The sequence below is a fragment of the Nocardia sp. NPDC056564 genome (assembly GCF_042793755.1).
In the GTDB taxonomy this organism is placed as follows: domain Bacteria; phylum Actinomycetota; class Actinomycetes; order Mycobacteriales; family Mycobacteriaceae; genus Nocardia.
Genome location: NZ_JBHTUR010000003.1, coordinates 633,334 through 652,067 on the forward strand (window position 1 = coordinate 633,334; position 18,734 = coordinate 652,067).

Annotated in this window: 25 protein-coding genes; 7 read left to right on the forward strand and 18 right to left on the reverse strand. The window is 67.4% G+C overall.

What is annotated here, in order from left to right:
• Nucleotides 1-58: 58 nt before the first annotated feature.
• The gene (locus tag ACFQ9K_RS10695) at nt 59-460 is read right to left on the reverse strand and encodes an SRPBCC family protein (protein ID WP_378721669.1); all 402 of its coding nucleotides are present in this window, start codon (nt 458-460) and stop codon (nt 59-61) included.
• 160 nt (nt 461-620) lie between these two features.
• Between ACFQ9K_RS10695 and ACFQ9K_RS10700 the strand changes: the two genes are divergently transcribed.
• Nucleotides 621-1,457 carry a helix-turn-helix domain-containing protein gene (locus ACFQ9K_RS10700; protein WP_378721670.1) on the forward strand — a complete coding sequence of 279 codons (837 nt, stop codon included), beginning with the start codon at nt 621-623 and terminating at the stop codon, nt 1,455-1,457.
• Between the two features lie 269 nt (nt 1,458-1,726).
• Here ACFQ9K_RS10700 and ACFQ9K_RS10705 read toward each other — a convergent pair whose 3' ends face one another.
• Nucleotides 1,727-2,698 (reverse strand): zinc-binding dehydrogenase, encoded by a 972-nt coding sequence (locus ACFQ9K_RS10705; RefSeq protein WP_378721671.1) that lies wholly within the window; start codon nt 2,696-2,698, stop codon nt 1,727-1,729.
• Nucleotides 2,699-3,031: 333 nt separating this feature from the next.
• Here ACFQ9K_RS10705 and ACFQ9K_RS10710 point away from each other — a divergent pair, with 333 nt between their 5' ends.
• Nucleotides 3,032-3,838, forward strand: coding sequence for an SDR family oxidoreductase (locus ACFQ9K_RS10710; RefSeq protein ID WP_378721672.1), 807 nt, complete (start codon nt 3,032-3,034; stop codon nt 3,836-3,838).
• Nucleotides 3,839-3,945: 107 nt separating this feature from the next.
• On the opposite strand, the gene ACFQ9K_RS10715 is transcribed toward ACFQ9K_RS10710, so the two are convergent.
• From ACFQ9K_RS10715 to ACFQ9K_RS10740, 6 genes are all read right to left on the reverse strand, one after another.
• Nucleotides 3,946-4,413, reverse strand: coding sequence for a YbaB/EbfC family nucleoid-associated protein (locus tag ACFQ9K_RS10715; RefSeq protein ID WP_378721673.1), 468 nt, complete (start codon nt 4,411-4,413; stop codon nt 3,946-3,948).
• Nucleotides 4,410-5,102, reverse strand: a complete 693-nt coding sequence (locus tag ACFQ9K_RS10720) for a HEAT repeat domain-containing protein (protein WP_378721674.1) — start codon at nt 5,100-5,102, stop codon at nt 4,410-4,412. The genes ACFQ9K_RS10715 and ACFQ9K_RS10720 overlap by 4 nt, the downstream gene beginning before the upstream one ends.
• Nucleotides 5,099-6,490, reverse strand: a complete 1,392-nt coding sequence (locus ACFQ9K_RS10725; protein ID WP_378721675.1) for a putative toxin — start codon at nt 6,488-6,490, stop codon at nt 5,099-5,101. The genes ACFQ9K_RS10720 and ACFQ9K_RS10725 overlap by 4 nt, the downstream gene beginning before the upstream one ends.
• Before the next feature lie 5 nt (nt 6,491-6,495).
• Nucleotides 6,496-7,035: a hypothetical protein gene (locus ACFQ9K_RS10730; RefSeq protein ID WP_378721677.1), complete on the reverse strand. Its 540-nt coding sequence runs from the start codon at nt 7,033-7,035 to the stop codon at nt 6,496-6,498.
• Nucleotides 7,036-7,101: 66 nt separating this feature from the next.
• A complete protein-coding gene (locus ACFQ9K_RS10735) occupies nt 7,102-7,395 on the reverse strand; it encodes a WXG100 family type VII secretion target (RefSeq protein WP_378721678.1) in 294 nt (97 codons plus the stop codon).
• Between the two features lie 5 nt (nt 7,396-7,400).
• Nucleotides 7,401-7,718 (reverse strand): WXG100 family type VII secretion target, encoded by a 318-nt coding sequence (locus ACFQ9K_RS10740; RefSeq protein WP_378721679.1) that lies wholly within the window; start codon nt 7,716-7,718, stop codon nt 7,401-7,403.
• Between the two features lie 44 nt (nt 7,719-7,762).
• Between ACFQ9K_RS10740 and ACFQ9K_RS10745 the strand changes: the two genes are divergently transcribed.
• Nucleotides 7,763-8,212, forward strand: coding sequence for a hypothetical protein (locus tag ACFQ9K_RS10745; protein WP_378721680.1), 450 nt, complete (start codon nt 7,763-7,765; stop codon nt 8,210-8,212).
• A gap of 75 nt (nt 8,213-8,287) precedes the next feature.
• Here ACFQ9K_RS10745 and ACFQ9K_RS10750 read toward each other — a convergent pair whose 3' ends face one another.
• Entirely contained in the window at nt 8,288-8,854 is a 567-nt protein-coding gene (locus ACFQ9K_RS10750) for a hypothetical protein (RefSeq protein WP_378721681.1), read from the reverse strand.
• Between the two features lie 199 nt (nt 8,855-9,053).
• Here ACFQ9K_RS10750 and ACFQ9K_RS10755 point away from each other — a divergent pair, with 199 nt between their 5' ends.
• Entirely contained in the window at nt 9,054-9,389 is a 336-nt protein-coding gene (locus tag ACFQ9K_RS10755; RefSeq protein WP_378983094.1) for a DUF732 domain-containing protein, read from the forward strand.
• A gap of 18 nt (nt 9,390-9,407) precedes the next feature.
• Here ACFQ9K_RS10755 and ACFQ9K_RS10760 read toward each other — a convergent pair whose 3' ends face one another.
• Together ACFQ9K_RS10760 and ACFQ9K_RS10765 are read right to left on the reverse strand one after the other, a co-directional pair.
• Complete coding sequence (locus ACFQ9K_RS10760) at nt 9,408-9,623, reverse strand: hypothetical protein (protein WP_378725941.1); 216 nt, start codon at nt 9,621-9,623, stop codon at nt 9,408-9,410.
• 11 nt (nt 9,624-9,634) lie between these two features.
• Nucleotides 9,635-10,198 carry a helix-turn-helix domain-containing protein gene (locus ACFQ9K_RS10765; protein WP_378725943.1) on the reverse strand — a complete coding sequence of 188 codons (564 nt, stop codon included), beginning with the start codon at nt 10,196-10,198 and terminating at the stop codon, nt 9,635-9,637.
• A 166-nt stretch (nt 10,199-10,364) separates the two neighbouring features.
• Between ACFQ9K_RS10765 and ACFQ9K_RS10770 the strand changes: the two genes are divergently transcribed.
• Together ACFQ9K_RS10770 and ACFQ9K_RS10775 are read left to right on the forward strand one after the other, a co-directional pair.
• The gene (locus tag ACFQ9K_RS10770; protein WP_378725945.1) at nt 10,365-10,901 is read left to right on the forward strand and encodes a GNAT family N-acetyltransferase; all 537 of its coding nucleotides are present in this window, start codon (nt 10,365-10,367) and stop codon (nt 10,899-10,901) included.
• Nucleotides 10,902-11,008: 107 nt separating this feature from the next.
• The gene (locus tag ACFQ9K_RS10775; protein ID WP_378725947.1) at nt 11,009-11,953 is read left to right on the forward strand and encodes an alpha/beta fold hydrolase; all 945 of its coding nucleotides are present in this window, start codon (nt 11,009-11,011) and stop codon (nt 11,951-11,953) included.
• A gap of 89 nt (nt 11,954-12,042) precedes the next feature.
• Here ACFQ9K_RS10775 and ACFQ9K_RS10780 read toward each other — a convergent pair whose 3' ends face one another.
• From ACFQ9K_RS10780 to ACFQ9K_RS10810, 7 genes are all read right to left on the reverse strand, one after another.
• Nucleotides 12,043-13,278, reverse strand: coding sequence for an RNA polymerase sigma factor (locus ACFQ9K_RS10780; protein WP_378725949.1), 1,236 nt, complete (start codon nt 13,276-13,278; stop codon nt 12,043-12,045).
• Nucleotides 13,275-13,598 carry a YciI family protein gene (locus tag ACFQ9K_RS10785; protein ID WP_378725964.1) on the reverse strand — a complete coding sequence of 108 codons (324 nt, stop codon included), beginning with the start codon at nt 13,596-13,598 and terminating at the stop codon, nt 13,275-13,277. Before ACFQ9K_RS10785 ends, ACFQ9K_RS10780 begins: the two co-directional genes overlap by 4 nt.
• Before the next feature lie 36 nt (nt 13,599-13,634).
• Nucleotides 13,635-14,243 carry a dihydrofolate reductase family protein gene (locus ACFQ9K_RS10790; RefSeq protein WP_378725951.1) on the reverse strand — a complete coding sequence of 203 codons (609 nt, stop codon included), beginning with the start codon at nt 14,241-14,243 and terminating at the stop codon, nt 13,635-13,637.
• Nucleotides 14,244-14,354: 111 nt separating this feature from the next.
• Nucleotides 14,355-14,873, reverse strand: a complete 519-nt coding sequence (locus ACFQ9K_RS10795; protein WP_378725953.1) for a MauE/DoxX family redox-associated membrane protein — start codon at nt 14,871-14,873, stop codon at nt 14,355-14,357.
• Nucleotides 14,870-15,310 carry a S26 family signal peptidase gene (locus ACFQ9K_RS10800; protein WP_378725955.1) on the reverse strand — a complete coding sequence of 147 codons (441 nt, stop codon included), beginning with the start codon at nt 15,308-15,310 and terminating at the stop codon, nt 14,870-14,872. Before ACFQ9K_RS10800 ends, ACFQ9K_RS10795 begins: the two co-directional genes overlap by 4 nt.
• Nucleotides 15,311-15,654: 344 nt before the next feature.
• Entirely contained in the window at nt 15,655-17,466 is a 1,812-nt protein-coding gene (locus tag ACFQ9K_RS10805; protein ID WP_378725957.1) for an ABC transporter ATP-binding protein, read from the reverse strand.
• Entirely contained in the window at nt 17,463-17,957 is a 495-nt protein-coding gene (locus ACFQ9K_RS10810; protein ID WP_378725960.1) for a TlpA family protein disulfide reductase, read from the reverse strand. The genes ACFQ9K_RS10805 and ACFQ9K_RS10810 overlap by 4 nt, the downstream gene beginning before the upstream one ends.
• 189 nt (nt 17,958-18,146) lie before the next feature.
• Here ACFQ9K_RS10810 and ACFQ9K_RS10815 point away from each other — a divergent pair, with 189 nt between their 5' ends.
• On the forward strand, nt 18,147-18,584 hold the full coding sequence (locus ACFQ9K_RS10815) for a DoxX family protein (RefSeq protein WP_378725962.1): 438 nt from the start codon (nt 18,147-18,149) through the stop codon (nt 18,582-18,584).
• Nucleotides 18,585-18,734 lie beyond the last annotated feature (150 nt).

Here is an 18,734-nt window from a genome sequence, read left to right on the forward strand (position 1 = left end):
AGCGAAGCGCCGCGTACCCCACGGCGACCGTGAGGTACGCGCGCAGATGCCCGGCGATTCAATTGGCGGCCAAGGCTTCCCGAATGACGTCGGCGGCGGCGCTCATGTTGGTGGACAGCAGTCCGGCCAGCTCGTCCGGCAACACATCGTGGATCCAGGTAAGTCGGCAGCGTCCGGGACAGATCGCGAAGACCTGCATGGCGGCATTGTTGTGCACAGGCTGCACGGTGTCGCCGATGATCGAGTACACGATGCGCCGATGTTCCTCGTCCACAGCGACGAGCCGCTCGCGCACGATGATCCCGTCCCGCAAAGTCACTACCCGCACACCGGCGTCGGCCACGCACGCACGTACCCAACCCGGCGTGATCCGCTCGGGTGCGGTGGCGAAGTCGCCCACCGCCTTCCACACCACATCGGCATCAGCGTCGATCTCGATGTCCATCCGTACGGTCGCCACGGCACATTCCCTCCGAACTCGCATTCCGGTCGCGTATTACTGTCCGCGCCGGGCACGACATCGTCTTGTACGTTTGTTCCCAGGTCTGTCGATCCACCATGAGGCGGGTATCCGCTCGTAGCATCAGGTGGTGTGATCTACCGGAAATAGGGGTGTTTGCGTGGTCCACTCGGATGACGCAGCCTGGGATGTCGTGCGGCCGACGCGGCCAACTCCGGTCCGCGGCGTCCGGATGGCCGGGTTCCGCAGTCTGCGTACGGATCCGATCGAGCAACAGGTGATCCCGCACCCATCGATCACCGTGATACTCGAATTCGGCGACGGCGCACTTGTCGTCGAGGACCCCGCCGGCAGACAGCGGCACGGCAGTCTCGCAGCCGGTCTCACACTCCGCCCAGCCGGAATGCGCGGCCGGAACATCGCATGCCTGGAGCTGCGCATGTCCCCGGTGGTCGCGCACACTGTGCTGGGCGGCTGCCCGACCGACCTCGAATCCATGATCGACCTCGACGCCGTCTGGGGCCGGGAAACATCGAGAATCCGGCAACAATTGAACGAGGCCACGTCGTGGAGCGATCGATTCACCGTGGCGGATACATTTCTCACCCGTCGAATCACGGCGGGACCGCCGATGGCCCCTGAGGTGATCTGGGCGTGGGAAAGGATCGCCGCCAGCCGTGGCCGGATCCGGGTCGATGACCTGGCCGTCGAGCTCGGCTGGAGCCGCAAACGCCTGTGGACGAAGTTCCGATCGCAGGTGGGCGTAGCGCCCAAGCATGCCGCGAAGCTGATGCGCTTCCACCATGCCGCCCACCAGCTGACCGCGGGCCGCAGCACCGCCCTGGTCGCGGCGGAATGCGGCTATACCGACCAATCCCATCTACATCGAGACGTCTCGGCGTTCACCGGCACCACTCCCACCACCCTCGCCCGTAACCCCGGGCTCGCCGCGACCCACCTCGCGTTCGCAGAACCACCGTCCGCCCGAAGCACATGATCTCGGCCCGGTCCCGGCCGCGACGTCCGGTGGTGCGGCACAAGACCGGCTGCGAAGGCTGGCACCGGGCGCACGGGCTTCCGCGGTGGGGCGGCGCGACGTCCCCGGCCAGGTGGGCTTGCCGGCCGGCGCCGTCTGGGAACACGTCGAAGATGCCGAAGGGGGACGCATCGAACTGGACGGCGAACCAGGCCCGGGTGTCGGGCTCCGGCTCGACGATCGCGTGGGCGTCTGTCTAGAACTCGCACCATGATTCGGACACGCAGCGGCTAACGCAGCAGCACGCTTTTGCCGACGACCGATCTGGCCTCGATGTCGGCGTGCGCTCGGGCGGCGTCGGTGAGGGGGTAGGTTTGGCCGATTAGTGGGAGCAAGCGGCCCGCGGCGGCTTCGGTCAGCACCTGCCTGATTCTGCGGGGCGCGTCCGCCCAGAAACTCGGGAGCTGGGACATGTCGGTGACCGTCAGCCGTTGACGATGGGCGGCCTCGACGACGGTTTCGGTACCGCTTGTCATGCCATAGCCGCAGAATCGGCCGCCGTCCCCGATCAGCGCCAGTGCGGCTGCGCCGAGCGCTCCGCCGATGCCGTCGAACACCACGTTCAACGGGCGGCCGCCCGTGACGGCCACGACTTGGCCGGTGAAGTCCGGCGCCGAATAGTCCACCACCGCGAAGCCCGAACGCTTTGCGTGCGAGACCTTCTCGGCTCCCGCGACCGCCGCGATCACCTGTGCGCCTGCCCGCGCGACCAGCTGCGCCAGGAGACTGCCCAGACCGCCGAGGCCTGGCTGCACCAACACCAGGTCTCCGGGTGCGACCGGCGTGTTCTCCAGCAGCGCAAGGGCGGTGCTGCCGTCATCCAGCACGGCAAGTGCGGCACGGTGATCGAGGCCCAGTGGGATCGAGTAGGTGGCGTCCGCCGCGGCGACGACGGTGTCGGAGTATCCGCCGCCGTAGCCGCCGATGGCGTGGGTAACCACCGCGGTGCCCACCCAGTCGCGGTCCACCCCCGGACCGACCGCGCTGACCTGGCCCGACACCGCGCTACCCGGAACAAACGGAAGCGTCACCTCGAACACCGACGGCGCCTGGCCGGCCCGAATCCGAGTGTCGAGCCAACCGACCCCGGCCGCGGCCACATCCACCAGGAGCTCGCCCGCACCCGGCGTCGGCCTCGGCAGATCGTCGATCAACTCCAAGACTTCGGGACCGCCGAAGCGACTGACTCTGATCTCTCGCATGCGGACAGCCTCCAACCTCAACACGTATTGAGGTCAAATCGGCACGCAACACCGGCCACCTGGCGCTGCGGTGGGAATGGAATGGTAATGCGCCCAACGCATTACACGAACGCCCTGCCGTGCCGCGGAGAAAGCCGCCGAGTCCGCGCACCAGGAAAGAGGGTCTCACAGTGCCTGTATCACCAGGGTCTCCCGGACGTCGAAATCGCCTGCCAACCTAGTTGAGCCGAAAGCGCCGACAACACCCACGGACACAACGCGGCGTTCAGTTCGATTCAGCTGCCCGGCATGCGCACGTCGGCGCAATCTTCCACGACAGAAGGAGCGGAAACCATGGCGGAAAACCAATTCAACTCTCACACAGAGCTTTTCGATTTGAGCGGAAAGCGCGCCCTGGTCACCGGCGGCACCAAAGGCATCGGGATGATGATTGCGCGCGGTCTTCTCCAGGCGGGCGCCCGCGTCGTCATCAGCTCACGTAACGCAGACGCGTGCGCGGCGGCACGGCAACTGCTGTCCGAATTCGGTGACGTGCAAGCGATTCCCGCCGACCTGTCCCGGCACGACGAGTGTCGGCGCCTCGCCGAACTGGTCGAGGCCGACTCGGAACGCCTGGACATCCTGGTCAACAACGCGGGAGCGATGTGGCGCGAACCGCTGGCGACGTTCCCGGACGAGGCCTGGGACACGGTGATCGATCTCAACCTCAAGTCGCCGTTCTGGCTGGTGCAGGCGCTGCTCCCCGCACTGCGCCGGGCGGGTACCGCCGATGATCCCGCGCGGATCATCAACATCGGCAGTATCGCCGCCATCCACGTCGCCCAGTCGCCCAACTACTCCTACGCCAGCAGCAAGGCGGCACTCCATCAACTCACCAGGGTGCTCGCCAGAGAGCTTGGCCCGCAGCACATCACGGTGAACGCGGTAGCACCGGGAGTGTTCCCGTCGCAGATGATGGAGTCCACGCTCGATGCCATCGGCGACACGATCGCGGCGGCGACCCCGCTGCGCCGGCTCGGCCGCGACGACGACATGGCGGGTATCGCCGTGTTCCTCGCCGGCCGCTCCGGCTCCTACCTCACGGGCGCCATCATCCCGGTGGACGGCGGCATCGCGACGACCGCCTCGGGCACCCCGTAGACGGCGGCCCTTCCGGTCACGGGTTCGCCGCGGTTTCTCTTCGGCGCTCATGGGCATCGTTTGGCGGGTCCACTCCGGGGGCTGGCCGGGGAGGGAACGCGACCGGGCTAGTCGTCGAAGACGGCGGGCCTGCGGTGCCGGTCCTCGTCGTCCTGCTCGTCGGGAGTCACGGGCGCTGGAGGTCCACCTATCTTGGCCGTGAGTTCGGCGAGCGCCGCGGCCGCGGCCGGATCAGGGTGACGCAGTTGCTCATTGATCTCCCGCTGCGCGGCGTGGTACTCGCCGGTGCGCGCCGCCGCGGCGGCTTGAGCTTGGGCGAACGCGGAATTCGTGGTCGCGACGATCAGCTCGCCGAGGACCTGATTGCTCAGCCTGCGCGCGGCGGAATGAATCGTCACGGCCTGAACGAGCCCACCCGCGGTGCAGCGCACGGTGACCGCGTGCTGGTCGTCGGTGACCTCTGCCTCGAGCGCCTCGACCTCCTCGACCATCGCCGAGAGCTCGCGCGCCTGCTCCGCAAGCCGGTTCAACAGCTCGGCCCCCTGCGCTCCGAACCTGGAGTAGTCGGAGGTCATCGAACCGGAATCTTCCCGAGGGCTGCCTTGACGGCCGTGCGCACCTGGCTGTTCGGGTCGCCCGCGTACTGCTCGACCAGGGCACGATCGGCCGGATTCTTGAATCGGGCCAAAGCCCTGATCGCCGGACCCCTGGTGTTCGGATCAGTGACGTAGGGCAGCACCAGCTCGCGCGCCTCCTCGGTGTTGAACCGCCCGAGAAAACGCAGGATAGGCACCTTTGACGCGATATTGGGCAGGGTGTGCAGCAGGTGCACCATGCGTTCGTAGTCGCCGCGCTCGGCGATGGTGTCCAGCGCCTGCGCCGCCCAGAATTCGACGTGCGGTTGCAGCGGCACGTCGGTGCGTTCGATCTCGCGGAACAAGACCTCGATCGCCCGCCGGTTGCGCTTGGCCGCCGGGTCGATGAGGTTGCGGATCAACCCGGTGCGGATGGCCCATTTGTGGTGGGTTTCGGGCCCGGGAATGCGCTCGTCGAGATGTTCGAGCCAATCGACGAAAATGGGAATCGCCGGCGGGATCGTCCGCGGTCCGTTCGCCAGATCGTCCAAGGTGTAGCAGCGCACGCCGACCGCGGCGAGTTCCCTGGCGATCCGCAGGTCGAATCCATTCTGGCCGTCACGGTAGCCCGCGGGCAGCTCATCCAGCCAGTTGTCGCCCTTCGGCATTCGCGCGTATTCGAAACTCATGGCACCGGCACCCCCGTCGACCCGCGCGGATCCGTGTTACTTCGCGGCGGACCCCAACCCGGTTTGGGAATGAACGGCGCCGGCGATTGCCCCTTGCCGAGGTTGTCGTCGAGTTCCTCGCGAATCACGGTGACTTTGCCTTCATTGACCAGTTGCTGGGTGTCGGGCGCCAGTTGTGTGCGGTGATCGACGATCAGGGTCATGGTGTATCCATTTTGCGCCGCCCAATCGGCTTCGTCACGGATCTGCTCCGCCGACCGTTGCGTGTCGTTGGTGTTCTTGACCTCGGTGACCTGCCGGTTCACGTCATCGATCCGGTCGGGAATACGGGTGCGCCCGTTGATGTACACCGCGCGCTTGGGCGCGGTCGGATCCAGTCCGGCGCGCAGTTCGCCATCGCGCCCGGCTCGAATGTTGTCGAAGAGCAGGCGACCACTCGTCGGATATCCTTGGCGCGCATACCGCCCCAGCAGCGGAGCCAGAAACAGCTGCACGTCGCCGGTCGCGCCGGCCATCGAACCGCCGGTTTGCTGAATCGCGCCGTCGACGAATTCGTCCAGTTCCGTCAGCAATGCATCGACATCGCGCCCGGCCTGGCTCTTCAATTCTTCGATGTACTCGTCGATCAACCTCTTCAGGTACCACTTCAGGATCGGCGCCGATCGGGTGACCTTCCAGGTGTTGATAGTCAGTTCGGCATAGAACAGGATCGTTTTGATCGTCTCCCGCTCGATATTCGACTTGTCCGCGACCTGGTGGCAGGCCTTGCTGAGATAATCGGAGAACGCCGAGACGTCGTCGAGCGCGGTCAGCAGGCTACCGGCCGCCGCCCGGATCATCGGCACATCCTCCGGCTCATCCGGATTGTGCGGGCATTTCAGCTGGACGTTCTTGAAGTCGGTGCTGAACTTGCCGAACATCTGGCTCGCATGGTTGATCTTGCCGGTATCGCAATCGGCCCAAGCCTTTCGATGCCGCCCCTCGATCAGATACCACCGGTCAGGAACGTCGTCGGTGCCGCCGTTGCACAGCCGGGTCGGATGCAGCGAATAGTGCAAGCTGGTCACCGGCGGCGCGGGCGGGATCGGAATCTGCGATTTGCCCGGTGCGTTCTTGTTCTCCGCCTCGGCGTGATTGACGCCCGCGGCGTGCACCATCTTCGCGAAGTTGCCCGCCGCGATGGCGCTGAGCGAGCTGAGCTCGAAGACGTCCGTGGCGGACTGGGAATAGGCAGCGGCCCAACCGGTTCCAGCGGTGGAGTGCACGCCGGCCGAGCGGGACACGTCCAGACCCCCGTCGAGTTCGCGGACCTTCTGCTCCAGTCTCGTGCTCAAGGCACCCAGCTGGCGCGCGACGTCCCAATACCATTCGGGATGCACTGTCGTCATGACATCTATTCCTTCACGCAGGTCCCGACTTGGAAATTCCGCATGATCGTCGCGATCTCGTCATCGAACGCAGAACTCGCGCCGTGCACCAGACCGGACAGCTGAACCGTGGCGGTCCTAGCCCCGCACGGAACGACAAGTCCCAGAAACGATTCCGATTCGTACAGATACGGCTGCTGGAATTCGCCGTCCACGATTACGGCGCGATGCCCGCACACCTGGGCGCGTACACTGGCTCGCTGGCGCCAGCCCGCGGTATTCGGCACACCGGCCAGGCCTGCCAGATAGGTCACGTTCGCCTCGTCGTCGCGGTGCGGCGCCACCCCGGCGATTGCCGACACCAGCGCGAACGCGCCGCCATCGCGGCGTACCACCGACAGTTCGCCGGTAGACACCGGATTCACCGCCCAGCCGTCGAGCCGGGGCAGCGAGATCGGAAACGGCTGACGCCCGCCGGACTCCCGGACGAACACCTGCCCACTCGGCTTTTCCGCATCGCAGGAATACGCGTCCGGGCTCGTCTGCTCCGGAAGCGGGCCGTCCATTGAGCTCCCGCACCCCGTCATGACGACCAGCAGCGTAAATGCCGCGATATGCCGGGCACTCATCGACTAACCCGCGAAGCCGAACATCTCGCGATTGAGCCTTTCGGCCTCGGCGTAGTTGGCCTTGGCCGCGTGCACCTGCTTGCGCAAGGCACGCAACTGGTCGAGGTGCCCGACCCATTCGGTTTGCCAGTCGGCATGGGCGGTGTCGAAGCCGTCGCCGCCTGCTCCGACGAAATGGGGTTTTACCTCGGCGGCGGACTGCCCGACGGCACCGCGCATCCCTTCCAGCCTGCGGATGTGTACGTCCAGGTCGGTGAGGAATCGGTCCATTTCGGTGAGATCGTATCGGTGCGCCATCGTCGCTACGCCTTCCGCTGCGCCGCGGTGCCGCCGATGTCCGACGCGTTGCCGGAATCGGTGCTCTGGTAGGTGATCGCGGCCGAGTTCAGCTGCTCGGCGTAGGTGGCGATTCGGTCGATATGGGCGCGGATCCGGGGATGCAGGTCGTCCCACACCTCGTGGATCGCACTGGCCGCTGCTCCGGACCACGTTTCTTGTAACTCGCCGTGGCCGCGGTGGATATCGGCCATCACGCCGGACAAGTCCCCATGATGTTCGGCGAATCGGCTTGCGCCACGCCGTAACTGGGCGAGACCGACCTGTAAGATCTGCTGTGCCATGCTCTGCCTCCCCGCATAAGCAACGAATCCCCTGGAGCGAACAGTTGGATTGGCGAGATTCGGCCTCCCCGCAAGCCCGCGACGACCTCGACACACTGTTCGAGGCAAGTATAGGTGCGGCGGCCGACACATTGGGCGAATACGGAAGTTTCGCACCGTTCATGCTGGTGATCGACGGGACCGGCGCACGCGTGTTGCGCGCGTTGGGCGAGCCCGGTGCGGCCACGACCGAGGACGCCATCCGCGCCCGGCTCGAACTACCCGGTGACGGCGCCGAACTACGGGCGCGGGCGACCGTCTTCGCTGTCGACGCGGCTGCGCCGGTCCGGGGCAAGGCCATCAAGGTCGCCCTCGAGCATCGCGAAGGGCAGGCGATCGACATCATCGTCCCGTACCGCCTCGCCGACGACACCCTCGACATCGATGTGAACCGCGCGAACGCCGCCACAGCAGGCCGACGGTTATGGGGGACCCGAGCGGGCGCAGCGGAGTAGCAATTTCTGCCGACGGTCCGGCCGTCGCAGGTGCCTGGGTCGCTGAAATCCGTTGGCCTGCAATGGCGGAGTTCGCTAGCGCATGAGGCGGAGTAGGCCCAGGCCGGGGTCGAGCGCACCGTCCTGGCCGAGGGCGAGGAAGTCGGCCTCGACCGCCGAGCGCGCGAGACGGCCGTCCCGGACCGCGCGGTAGCGCACGTAGGACCAGAGGAAGACGTCGAGGTTGTCGAAGCGGGTGCCGCCCTCGACCACCTCTTCCTCGTGAAACCACACGGCCACTTGGCCATTGGTGAGTACCACGTAGAGGTTGCCCCCGCCGTCGGCGCCGATCGAATAGACGTCATCGTCGGTCAGTTCGGTCACATAGTCCGAATCGCGTATACCGCAATCGTTTCCGGCGAAATCGAAGCCGTAGGACCAGTCGAAGATGTCGAGGAACTGCGGCAGCAGGCCGGAGCGCACACGACGGTCGAGGGCGCTCAATGCTGCGGCATCGGAGGGGGCGAGGCGAGCGAGAAATGCTGTCACCGAACGGGTTTCGCCCGGCACCCGAACCGGAGGCGCGGCGGCGAACCAACGCGCGAGATCGGCGTCGAGGTCGCGTTCGGTGTAGCCGACGAGGTCGGCGATGGAGACTGGCACGCCGAGCATCCTAGAGGCACTTCGACAGCGCACGCGGGAGACGACGGTGGCGCGGTGCCGGCGTGCGGTGCGCGGGCTCGAGGTGGACCGGCGGGCAGGGGTGGTTCAGGGTCAGCCCTGGGGTGGGTTTCCCGGCGCTGTCGACTGCGGGATTGTTGACGCTACATCGACAACGACGCCCGGACCCAAGGATGACAGCATGGCTATCGACCGAATTCGCCTCCGCACCTTCGCAATCGCCTGTGCCGCGACCTTCGTCGCACTCGGCGGTGCCGCGGTCGGCGCCGCCGCGACGGCCGACGCGGGCGGCGCCGAAGCGGCGTTCGTCGACGAGATCAGCGTGAACAACGCCACCCTGCCCGGACGATCGACCGCCGAGATGATCAGCGCGGGCTACGCGACGTGTGACCACCTGCGCAGGGGTGTGCCGGTGCTCGATGAGGTTTCCGCGGTCGAACGGGCTTACCAGTTCGGGCAGGGCACGTTGTTCGTCAGCGCGGCGACAACGCATTTGTGCCCGGACTTCGCGTCCTGAGTCGACCGCCCGGCCGCCTCAGAACAGCCGGTCAGCCGGCGACTCCGGCGCGGACGTGGCCACGGGCTCCTCGTCGTCGAAGACGTCCTGGATCGCGTCGATCCGGTCCTGAACCACCTCGGCGCGTGCCACCAACTCGACCCGGTCGGGCTCGGTGAGGCTCTCGGCGCCGAGCTTCTCGAAAACGCACGAGAGCACCGACCGTAAGTCCTCCAGGTTGCTGTCTGATTCCACAGGATGTCACCCTACGTCCGAATCCGGCGAACTTCGGCGAGCGCTTGCCGGGCCAGCGGGCCGAAGTCCTCGCCGTTGCCGGTGCCGATCCACTGCTCGTAGGCGATTTCCCAGGCGAGGGTGCCCAGTTGCGCGGCCACGCGCGCGGTCATATTCGGAACCCCGCGGCGGTCGAGTGCCTCGATCATCGAGGCGGCGAGGTCGGCCCGCTTCAGGGCTTCGCGTTCGCGCAGTTCGGTATTGGCGTTCAACACGGCCTGACGCCGGGCGCTGAACTCGCGGCGGTCGGCGGTGAAGAACGTCCGGCCGAGCGCATCTAGGGCGTCCGCCACCGCCGCCAGCGGCCCGGCCTCCGGCGGTGCCGAGACGATCCCTTCGACGAGTGCGTCGGCCACCGTTCCCCCGCCGAAGAGCACCTCGCGCTTGTCGGTGAAGCACCGGAAGAACGTGCTCTTGGTGAGACCCGCGCGCTCCGCGATCTCGACCACGGTCGTGTTCTCGTACCCGCGCTCCTCGAAGAGCTCGAGGGCAGCGGCGGCAAGCCGTCCTGGTGCGTCGGGTTGCCAGCGAGCCATGGGAGTAGTGTACGGGACTTCGTCCCATCACTGGCCGCGCAGGACACCTAGCTGAACTTCTGCCGGGACGCAGCTTCCCGGGGACTTGACCATGCCCTGACGGCACAGGTTTGACTGGACGAGCATGTGACCGTCGGCGATGCCGCCGGCAGACGAGGAGGTGATCGTGGTCCGCATCGAAATGCTTTCGAGCGCGGCAGCATCCGATGAGCACGTGGTTGCCGAGCTGACTGCGCTGATCAATCGGGTATACGAGGTCGCGGAGGAGGGAATCTGGGTGGGCGGGGCGGCGCGCACCACGCCCGCGGAGGTTGCGGATCTCGTCGCGGCGGGTGAGATCGCGGCGGCGCACGACTCGGCCGGGGAGCTCGTGGGCTCGGTGCGGATTCAGCAGCTCGGCGACGGGCTCGGCGAGTTCGGCATGCTGGTCGCCGCACCCGCACGGCGCGGCAGCGGCATCGGACGCGACCTGGTCCGGTTCGCGGAACGGCAGAGCGCCGAAAAAGGCGCGCACACTATGCAATTGGAGCTTCTCGTCCCGAGAGATTGGACCCATCCGGCGAAGAAGTTCCTTGCCGAGTGGTACACCCGCATCGGCTATCGCGTAGTCCGCCGCGGCGCCCTCGAAGACGACTACCCACATCTCGCCCCACTATTGGCCACCCCCTGCGACTTCATGATCTACAACAAACCGCTGCCCTGAAGCGATGCGGGTTCGAGCCTGAATCGCGAAGATCGACGCCGTCCACGTCGACGGGGCGGGAATATTCGTACAAGCCACCGAACCCCGCAGGCAGCGATAGTGGCTGCATGACTTCACCTGTACCTGAACACCGAGCAAGACGCCGCTGCAACGCTGCGGCCGTGGTCGGCGCGCTCGTCCTGCTGTTGCTGGGCAGCTCGGTGGTGGCCGCGCACCGAAGTGTCGCGGCCACCGGCGAATCGACGCTGACCGTCGGGGGACAACAGATCCAGGTCGCCCAGGACGGTCCCGTAGACGGTCCGGCCCTGGTCCTGATCCACGGGCTCGCCGGCTCGACGCACTGGTGGGACCGGCTCGTGCCGCTCCTGACCAGCTCCTACCGAGTCATCCGCCTCGATCTGCTGGGGCACGGCGGCTCGGCAAAACCCGACGGCGGCGACTACTCGATTGCGGCGCAGGGCAACCGGGTCGCCGGAGTGCTGGATCAGCTCGGCGTCCAGCGGGCTATCGTGGCCGGTCACTCCACCGGCGGCCTGGTCGCCACCTCGCTCGCCGAACAACGCCCCGACCTGGTGAGCGCGCTGATACTGATCGACACCGGGCCCAGCATCGGCGACGACATCTCCGAGACACCCGCCAGCCGACTGCTCACGACTCCCCTTGTCGGAGAGGCACTTTGGCAGGTACGCACCGACGACCTGTTGCGCCAGGCGCTGCGCGGCGCCTTCGCCACCGACGACGTCCCGATCCCGCAGCAGTTCGTCGATGACCTGCGCGGCATGACCTACCACGCCCTCGTCTCGACCACGGCGGCCGGCCGCGACTTCCTGAACGAGCGGGCGCTGCCGGATCGGCTGACCGCCCTCGGCACACCCCTGCTGGTGATCTTCGGCGAACAGGACCGCCGCTGGCGCCCCGCGAGCTCCACCGACGCGTACCGCACCGTCCCCGGTGCGACGGTGCGGACACTGCCCGGCGTCGGCCACTCCCCTCTCGTCGAGGATCCCACCGGTACCGCCGAAATCGTGTTGTCCTTCATCCGCGCCCGCTGAAAGACGGCCGCTCACAATACTTTTCGACCCGGCTGACCGTCGCTTCGGCCCGGTGCTGACCGGATCCGACACATGAGACCCGCACTGCCTCAACGCAATTGATCGCGCCGGCGGGTCAGATAGGCGGTCTCGGCGGTATTACCGGCCAACTCGATGGCTCTGTCGTACGCGCCGCGCGACTCCTGGCTCCGGCCCTGCCTGCGCAGCAGGTCGGCCCGGGTCGCGTGATAGGCGTGATATCCCCCGAGCCTGTCCTCGAGCCGGTCGACGGCCGCGAGCGCCACCTCCGGCCCGTCGAGCTCGGCTAGGGCGATGGCCCGGTTGAGCGCGATGATCGGCGACGGGTCGAGGCGGACGAGCTGATCGTAGAGGGCGAGGATCTGGGACCAATCGGTGTCGCGCATGTCGCGCGCGGACGTGTGCACGGCATTGATCGCGGCCAGGACCTGGTAGCGACCGGGAGCCACCCCGGCGGCGGCAGCGGCAAGGCGCTCGCGCACCAGCCGGTGCCCCTCGGCGATCAGCTCCTGGTCCCAGGCCCCGCGGTCCTGCTCGTCGAGCGCGACCAGCTCGCCGGTGCCCGAGACCCGGGCGGGCTGCCGGGCCTCGATCAGGAGCATCAGCGCCAGCAGCCCGGTCACCTCACCGTCGTCCGGCAGCAGCGCCCGGATCAGGCGGGTGAGCCGAATCGCCTCGGCGGTCAGGTCCTGCCGCACCGGATCGGTGCCCGAGCCGGTCGCCAGGTAACCCTCGTTGAAGACGAGAAACAAGACGACGAGCACACCGGTGATCCTGGCCGGGAGATCCTCGGCCGACGGCATCCGATAGGGAATGCGCGCCGCTTTGATCTTGGCCTTCGCCCTGGTGATCCGCTGTCCCGTGGCGGCCTCGGTCGCCAGAAAGGCGTGGGCGATCTCGGGCACGGTCAGGCCGCCGACCATGCGCAGCGTCAGCGCGAGCCTGGCCTCCATGGCCAGCGCCGGGTGGCAGCAGGTGAAGATCAACCGCAGCCGATCGTCATCGATGACGCCGAGGGGCTCGGGCGGGTCGTCGTCGAACACCATCCGAGCCTCCTTGTGCTTGTCGTCGCGCTTGTTCTCGCGACGGATCCGGTCGATGGCCTTGCGGGTGGCGGTGGTGGTCAGCCAGGCGCCGGGGTTGGGCGGCACGCCGTCGGCCGGCCACCGCTCGACGGCGGTCGCGAACGCCTCGGCCGTCGCCTCCTCGGCGATGTCGAGATCACCGAATCGCCTGGTCAAGCCGGCGACCACCCGGGCCCACTCCGTGTGCAGCGCGCGGGTGATCGCCTCCTCGATGTCGTTCACTGGAACGGCCGCACCTCGATCTTGCGATCGCAGACCTTCGACGCTTCGGCGGCGAGCCGCAATGCCACGTCCAGATCGGGGGCCTCCCACACCCACACGCCGGCCAGGTACTCCTTCGACTCGACGAACGGCCCGTCACTGAACACCGCCTGCTCGCCCCGATTGTCGATGACCGTGGCGGTGTCGACGTCCGCGAGTCCACCCGCGAAAACCCAGTACCCATCGGCGATCAGCCGGTCGTTGAACTCGCTGATCGCCGGCTGCCGGTCCGTGCTGCCGGGATTTTCCTTGTCATCGATCACGGAAACCAGATAGCGCAGACGAAGATCCTCTCCTGTGCTGTCAAGACACTGCGGTCAGGCGACCTGGGTGGTGTTCCTGAGCTTCGGCCCGGCGCCCTCGGGCACCGCCGTGTGCAGGTGCGGGATGTAGACGAGCTTGTGCGTCCGGCCGTCGAGCACGGTCGACTCGACGAGTTCCAGGTCCAACTCCGCCCCGCCGTGCAGCAGCGCCGCTTCGCCCGCACTGCCGGAAACCGCGGGGAACATGAGGATTTCGAGCCGGTCGACCAGACCTGCGGCGAGCAGCGCACGGTTCAGCGAGATGCTGCCGTGCGAACGCATCGGCACGTCCGTGGTGCGCTTCAGCCGCTCGATCGCCGTCACCGCGTCTTCATCGAGGACGGTCGAGTTCGCCCAGCCGAGCGGCGCTTCGAGCGTGCTGGAGAACACCAGCTTCGGCAGCTTGTTCAGGCTGTCGTAGTAGGGCTCGTCGAACAGGGTGACGAACTTGCGGAACTGCCGGAACGTCGTCGCGCCGAAGACGAGCACCTGGTCCTTGGCGAAGGTGCGCACCCGGTCCGCGATGACCTCGGGGCCTTCCTTGCCCCAGTATCCGGGCCAGCCGTTGGCCGAGCCGTAGCCATCGAGGGTGCAGAAGAAGTCGACGGTCAGGGTGGTGGTCATCGGTTTTCCTTTCTCGCGCCACCCCCGCTGGGCGGCTTCAACACTGCTACGAACGCCGCCGACCCGATCCGACACCTCCAGCCGGATTTTCTTCGAAACGTTGTCCGTGGGTCAGCGCAGCAGATCGATGACGTCGTCGAGCCGAATGGTCAGCAGGATGCCCGCCGCCACGGCAGGCACCGAGACCGCGACACCGGCTAGCTCGTAGCGGTGCGTCTCTAGGGTCAGATCGATCAGCAACCCGCAGAGGGCGAGGATGCCGAGCGCCGCACTGCGCAGCGCGTGCTCGATCCGGATCGGCGTGGCGGACGCTCCGAAGCAACGACACGGTGTGGTCGAGCCGCGCCGCAATGCCCGCGCCAACGCGACGCTGAAACATCCCAGCAGCAGCGCCGCCAGCCCGAGCCCGATCCGAGCCGCCGGTTCGGCGATCAGCGCGCAGACGATGACCACCTCGGCCGCGATGGTCGCCTGCGCCGCCCACCGCGCCGTCCGACCACCTGCTCCGAGCAGCGCGCCCGTCGCCGCGACGAACTCCGAATACGCTGCGCGACTTCGCAATTTACCCACCAGCGCGACGAGGAACACTCCCCCGAGCAGATACCGGCAGGACAGCACGAGGTAGATCATCCGAGCCGGCCGGCGGTCCGGGTGCGGCAGACCAGCGTGCCGACGAAACCGTCGACGCGGTACGGCCCCCAGTTGCGTGAGTCGCCGCCGAACGGGTTGTCGCCGAAGACCACCACCGAATCCCGCGGCACCAGACCGGTCCCGTCGGGGGCGGGGACGTCGGCGGGCAGCGGGTCACCGGGCAGCGCGACCACACGTTTGACGTGCCAGCCGGGACACTGCCAGTCCGGTCCCTGCGCCGCCGCGGGCGCCATCAGCACCACGATCCGGCCGCGGCGCAGGCCGCCGGGACCGCGGCGGCGAACCAGGATCCGGTCACCGTCGCGCAGCGTCGGTTCCATGCTGGCGCCGGTGACATTCACCAGGACCAACATTCGCCGCGCGACGAACAGTGCGCCCGCGGCCAGCAGCGCGGCGACCACTCCCAGCGATCTCATATTCTTCTCCTGCAATTTCGCTTGCCGTAATCGAAAGCAATGTGGTTATGATCGGTCCGCCGCCGGACGGGCCGGCGAGATATGAGGTGAATTCATGATCGGAATCGCACGGAGGGCCGGCGACCGGTTGCTGGCGAAGTTCGTACCACAAATGGACGCGTCTGCCTGTACCGCGCCAGAGCTGGAATGCTGGTGCGATCACGACAATAATTATCCGTCGTATTGTTGCCAACAATGCCGTTATTGCCCCGGCACCGGTTATACCTGCGGTGGCTACGGCTGCCGCCAGGGCTGCCCATGATCTAGCGCACCCGGTCCGGAGGCGTCGCCGGACCGGGGGTTCGTCAGCCCGCGCGGGTGCCGGCGTAGCCCTGCGCCTGCACCGTGAACATCTGCGCATATTGCCCGTTCAGCGCCATCAGAGACGCATGCGTACCCGCCTCGGCGATCCGCCCCTCGTCCAGCACCAGAATCCGATCGGCGTCGCGCACCGCGCCGAGCCGATGCGAGACGAGCACACTCGTCCGGCCCGTCCGATGTGCCGCCAATCGCCGATGTATTCGATGCTCCGCCTCCGCGTCGAGGCCGGAACCCGGCTCGTCCAAGATCAGCAGTTCCCGGTCGTCGCGCATGAATGCGCGGGCAATGGCAATGCGCTGCCATTGCCCGCCGGATAGGGTAACGCCGTGCTCCGCGTCATTCTTGTCGGTCTCCTTGAAAAAGATTCGACTGAGCATGGTGGCATAACCATGAGGCAGCGTCTCGATCTTCGCCGATACCTCGGCCGCGGCCGCCGCCTGTTCTATTCGCCGCGGATCGGACAGCGCGGGCAGATCACCGATTCCGATATTCTCGGCCGCGGTGAGATCGTATTCCATGAAATCCTGGAAAAGGACGCCGAGCCGCCGCCGCAACTCCTTGATCGGGACATCGCGAATATCCACGCCGTCCCAGCGGATCGCCCCGCGATCGGGCTCGTAGAAGCGGCACAGCAGTTTGATCAGCGTGCTCTTACCCGCCCCGTTGCGACCGACTACCCCCACCAACTCGCCGTGCCCGATCCGGGCATCCAGTCCGCGGAGCACCCAGGGCTGCGACTCGTCGTAGCGGAACCAGAGGTCGACCAGCTCGATCCCGTCGGTCAGCGGGGGCAGCACAGCGGGCAGCGCGGGCGCGGGCCGATCCGGCGGCATATTCACTACGCGCACATAGTGATCCAGCTGCAACAGCCCTCGATGCGCCCCGCTGATCTTGGTGACCAGTCCGGACAGCGCCGCCTGCGCGGCCGCGACCGCGGTGCCGAAGGCCGAGACGTCGCCGATCGACAACCGCCCCCGGCTCGCCGCGTACACCGCCCAGGCAAGCCCGCCCGCGCCGATCACGCTGCCGAGCGCGGACAACGACGCCTGCGCCCGCAGCTGCCGCCGATCCAGGTCGCGCTGTGCGTGATTGGTCGCGACGATCGCCGAGAGCACCCGCTCGCGGAAGAAGTCCACGAGCCCGAAGAGCCGAATCTCCTTGACCGCCCGCACATCACTGTTGAGCGCGCTCAGCTGGAACTGCCGCCGGCTCGACGCCGACATCGTGTCCAGCATCCCGGCGAACCGGCGCGAGAGCGACAGCTGCGCGAAGAACACCGGCACCGCCGACAGCATCAGGATCAGCGCCATCACCGGCGCCAGCAGATACACGGTGGCAAGCAGCCCGGTCAGCGACACCAGATCGCGCACCGCGGAGAACAATCCGGTGGTCGCGGGCGCCACCGCGTTCGAGGTGCTCTGCTGCGCGGATCGGATGCGGTCGAGCAGCCGCGGATCCTCGAATCGCTCCAATCCCTGGAATTCGCCTACGGCGGTGAACAATCGGTCGTTCATCAGCAGGTAGGCGCGCCGATTCAGTTCGGCCCGGACGTATTCCGCGATGCGCGGCTCGCACGCGCCGAGCAGGCCCGCCACCGCCAGTACCGATACGGCCGCAACCAACTGCCGCGAGTGCCCCGGCTCGGCCAGCCCGTCCATCATGAACTTCGTCGACCACGTCACCGCGGAGGCCAGGAATCCCCCGATCAGCGTGATCACCACCTGAACAAGGGTGAGTCCCCGGCCGGTCGCCCAGCACAGCTGCCATGCGGTGCGCAACCGCGTCCACACCGTCACGCGACGCCCGCGGACAACGCGGCGAGCGAATGTCGTGCCGCCACAATGGTTCCGGACTGATCCAGCAGCAGCAACTGCGGAAACGAGTGCACGCCCAGCTCCCCGGCCAGCGTATCGCCGGTCGGTTCGCCGATCACCGTCGGCGAATCGCCGAGCGCGGTGCGCAGCCGCTGACGCTCGGCTTCCGATGCCAACCCCAGCACCAGAATCGCCACCCGTTCCGCGTCGGGATGCTCCGCGAACTCCGCCGCCTGCTCCACGCACGGCGCACAACCCGCGGAGAAGAACGCGACGAGCCGCGTTGCCCCGGTTCCGGCGAACTGCGGCAGCTGCCGCCCGATCAGTTCATCCCGGTCGCCCGGCCGAGCCGCACCCGGTGTCGCCAGCCGCTCCTCGTGAATCCGCAAGCGCCGCAGCACCGCAAAGGTGAGCAGCAGATTAAGGACCACCAGAACGGCGAGCACGACAACGGCGGCGACAACGTAGGCCATGGGAGCAGCATCGATGAATAGGTATGTCCCCGACATCGGTATCCGGCTAGGTGTCGCACCGCCCGGCCGCCGGCGCGCGACCCGGTCGAAAAGAATCTTCAACGACAGCGATGAGTTCTCCGGCGGCGCTCCGTCTCAGCTTTCGAACGCGCTACCAACCCGGCGCGACCGACGAGAAGGACCAGAACGATGACCACCGCAAACCCCACCGCCACCTTCACCACCGATGCCGCCTACCGTCCCGGCAAGGTCCGCAACCGCGTCCTGTGGACCCTGCAGATCGTGCTCGGCCTGTTCTTCATCATTGCCTCCGGCGGCCCGAAGCTCGTGATACCGAACACCCTGATGGAAAACGCCCCCGCGAACCTGACCATCCCGTTCGGGCTGCTCATCTTCATCGGCGTCGCGGAGGTCGCGGGCGGCATCGGCCTGCTGGTGCCGCGCCTGAGCGCCCTGGCCGCCGCCGGCCTGTCCGTGCTCACCGTGCTCGCCGCCGGCACCCAGGCGTTCCTCGCCGGCCAGCCCGCCACGGCGCTGTTCCCCCTGGCACTCGCCGCGATCTTCGCCTGGATCGCCTACGAGCGCCGCGCCACCCTCGCCGACCTGCGCGGCACGCTCTCCCGATGACACATCCCTGAGCAGAACCGGCGATCGGTGGCCGAGCCCCGATCGCCGGTTCACGCGTGCCCGGATCGGTCGCCCGTTGGGTTGGCGGCGACCGACCCGGGCACGTCACCGTGTCCGGCCCGGCGCCCGGAGCGAACAGCCGGCCCGGCG

Bases quoted from the DNA above. Each gene is read 5' to 3' on its own strand.
- ACFQ9K_RS10705 (WP_378721671.1), bottom strand. From the start codon at position 2,698: ATGCGAGAGATCAGAGTCAGTCGCTTCGGCGGTCCCGAAGTCTTGGAG.
- ACFQ9K_RS10765 (WP_378725943.1), bottom strand. From the start codon at position 10,198: ATGGCTCGCTGGCAACCCGACGCACCAGGACGGCTTGCCGCCGCTGCC.
- ACFQ9K_RS10715 (WP_378721673.1), bottom strand. From the start codon at position 4,413: ATGACCTCCGACTACTCCAGGTTCGGAGCGCAGGGGGCCGAGCTGTTG.
- ACFQ9K_RS10725 (WP_378721675.1), bottom strand. From the start codon at position 6,490: ATGACGACAGTGCATCCCGAATGGTATTGGGACGTCGCGCGCCAGCTG.
- ACFQ9K_RS10795 (WP_378725953.1), bottom strand. From the start codon at position 14,873: ATGATCTACCTCGTGCTGTCCTGCCGGTATCTGCTCGGGGGAGTGTTC.
- ACFQ9K_RS10800 (WP_378725955.1), bottom strand. From the start codon at position 15,310: ATGAGATCGCTGGGAGTGGTCGCCGCGCTGCTGGCCGCGGGCGCACTG.
- ACFQ9K_RS10755 (WP_378983094.1), top strand. From the start codon at position 9,054: ATGGCTATCGACCGAATTCGCCTCCGCACCTTCGCAATCGCCTGTGCC.
- ACFQ9K_RS10710 (WP_378721672.1), top strand. From the start codon at position 3,032: ATGGCGGAAAACCAATTCAACTCTCACACAGAGCTTTTCGATTTGAGC.
- ACFQ9K_RS10790 (WP_378725951.1), bottom strand. From the start codon at position 14,243: ATGACCACCACCCTGACCGTCGACTTCTTCTGCACCCTCGATGGCTAC.
- ACFQ9K_RS10775 (WP_378725947.1), top strand. From the start codon at position 11,009: ATGACTTCACCTGTACCTGAACACCGAGCAAGACGCCGCTGCAACGCT.
- ACFQ9K_RS10740 (WP_378721679.1), bottom strand. From the start codon at position 7,718: ATGGCACAGCAGATCTTACAGGTCGGTCTCGCCCAGTTACGGCGTGGC.
- ACFQ9K_RS10815 (WP_378725962.1), top strand. From the start codon at position 18,147: ATGACCACCGCAAACCCCACCGCCACCTTCACCACCGATGCCGCCTAC.
- ACFQ9K_RS10730 (WP_378721677.1), bottom strand. From the start codon at position 7,035: ATGGACGGCCCGCTTCCGGAGCAGACGAGCCCGGACGCGTATTCCTGC.
- ACFQ9K_RS10720 (WP_378721674.1), bottom strand. From the start codon at position 5,102: ATGAGTTTCGAATACGCGCGAATGCCGAAGGGCGACAACTGGCTGGAT.
- ACFQ9K_RS10735 (WP_378721678.1), bottom strand. From the start codon at position 7,395: ATGGCGCACCGATACGATCTCACCGAAATGGACCGATTCCTCACCGAC.
- ACFQ9K_RS10810 (WP_378725960.1), bottom strand. From the start codon at position 17,957: ATGGCCTACGTTGTCGCCGCCGTTGTCGTGCTCGCCGTTCTGGTGGTC.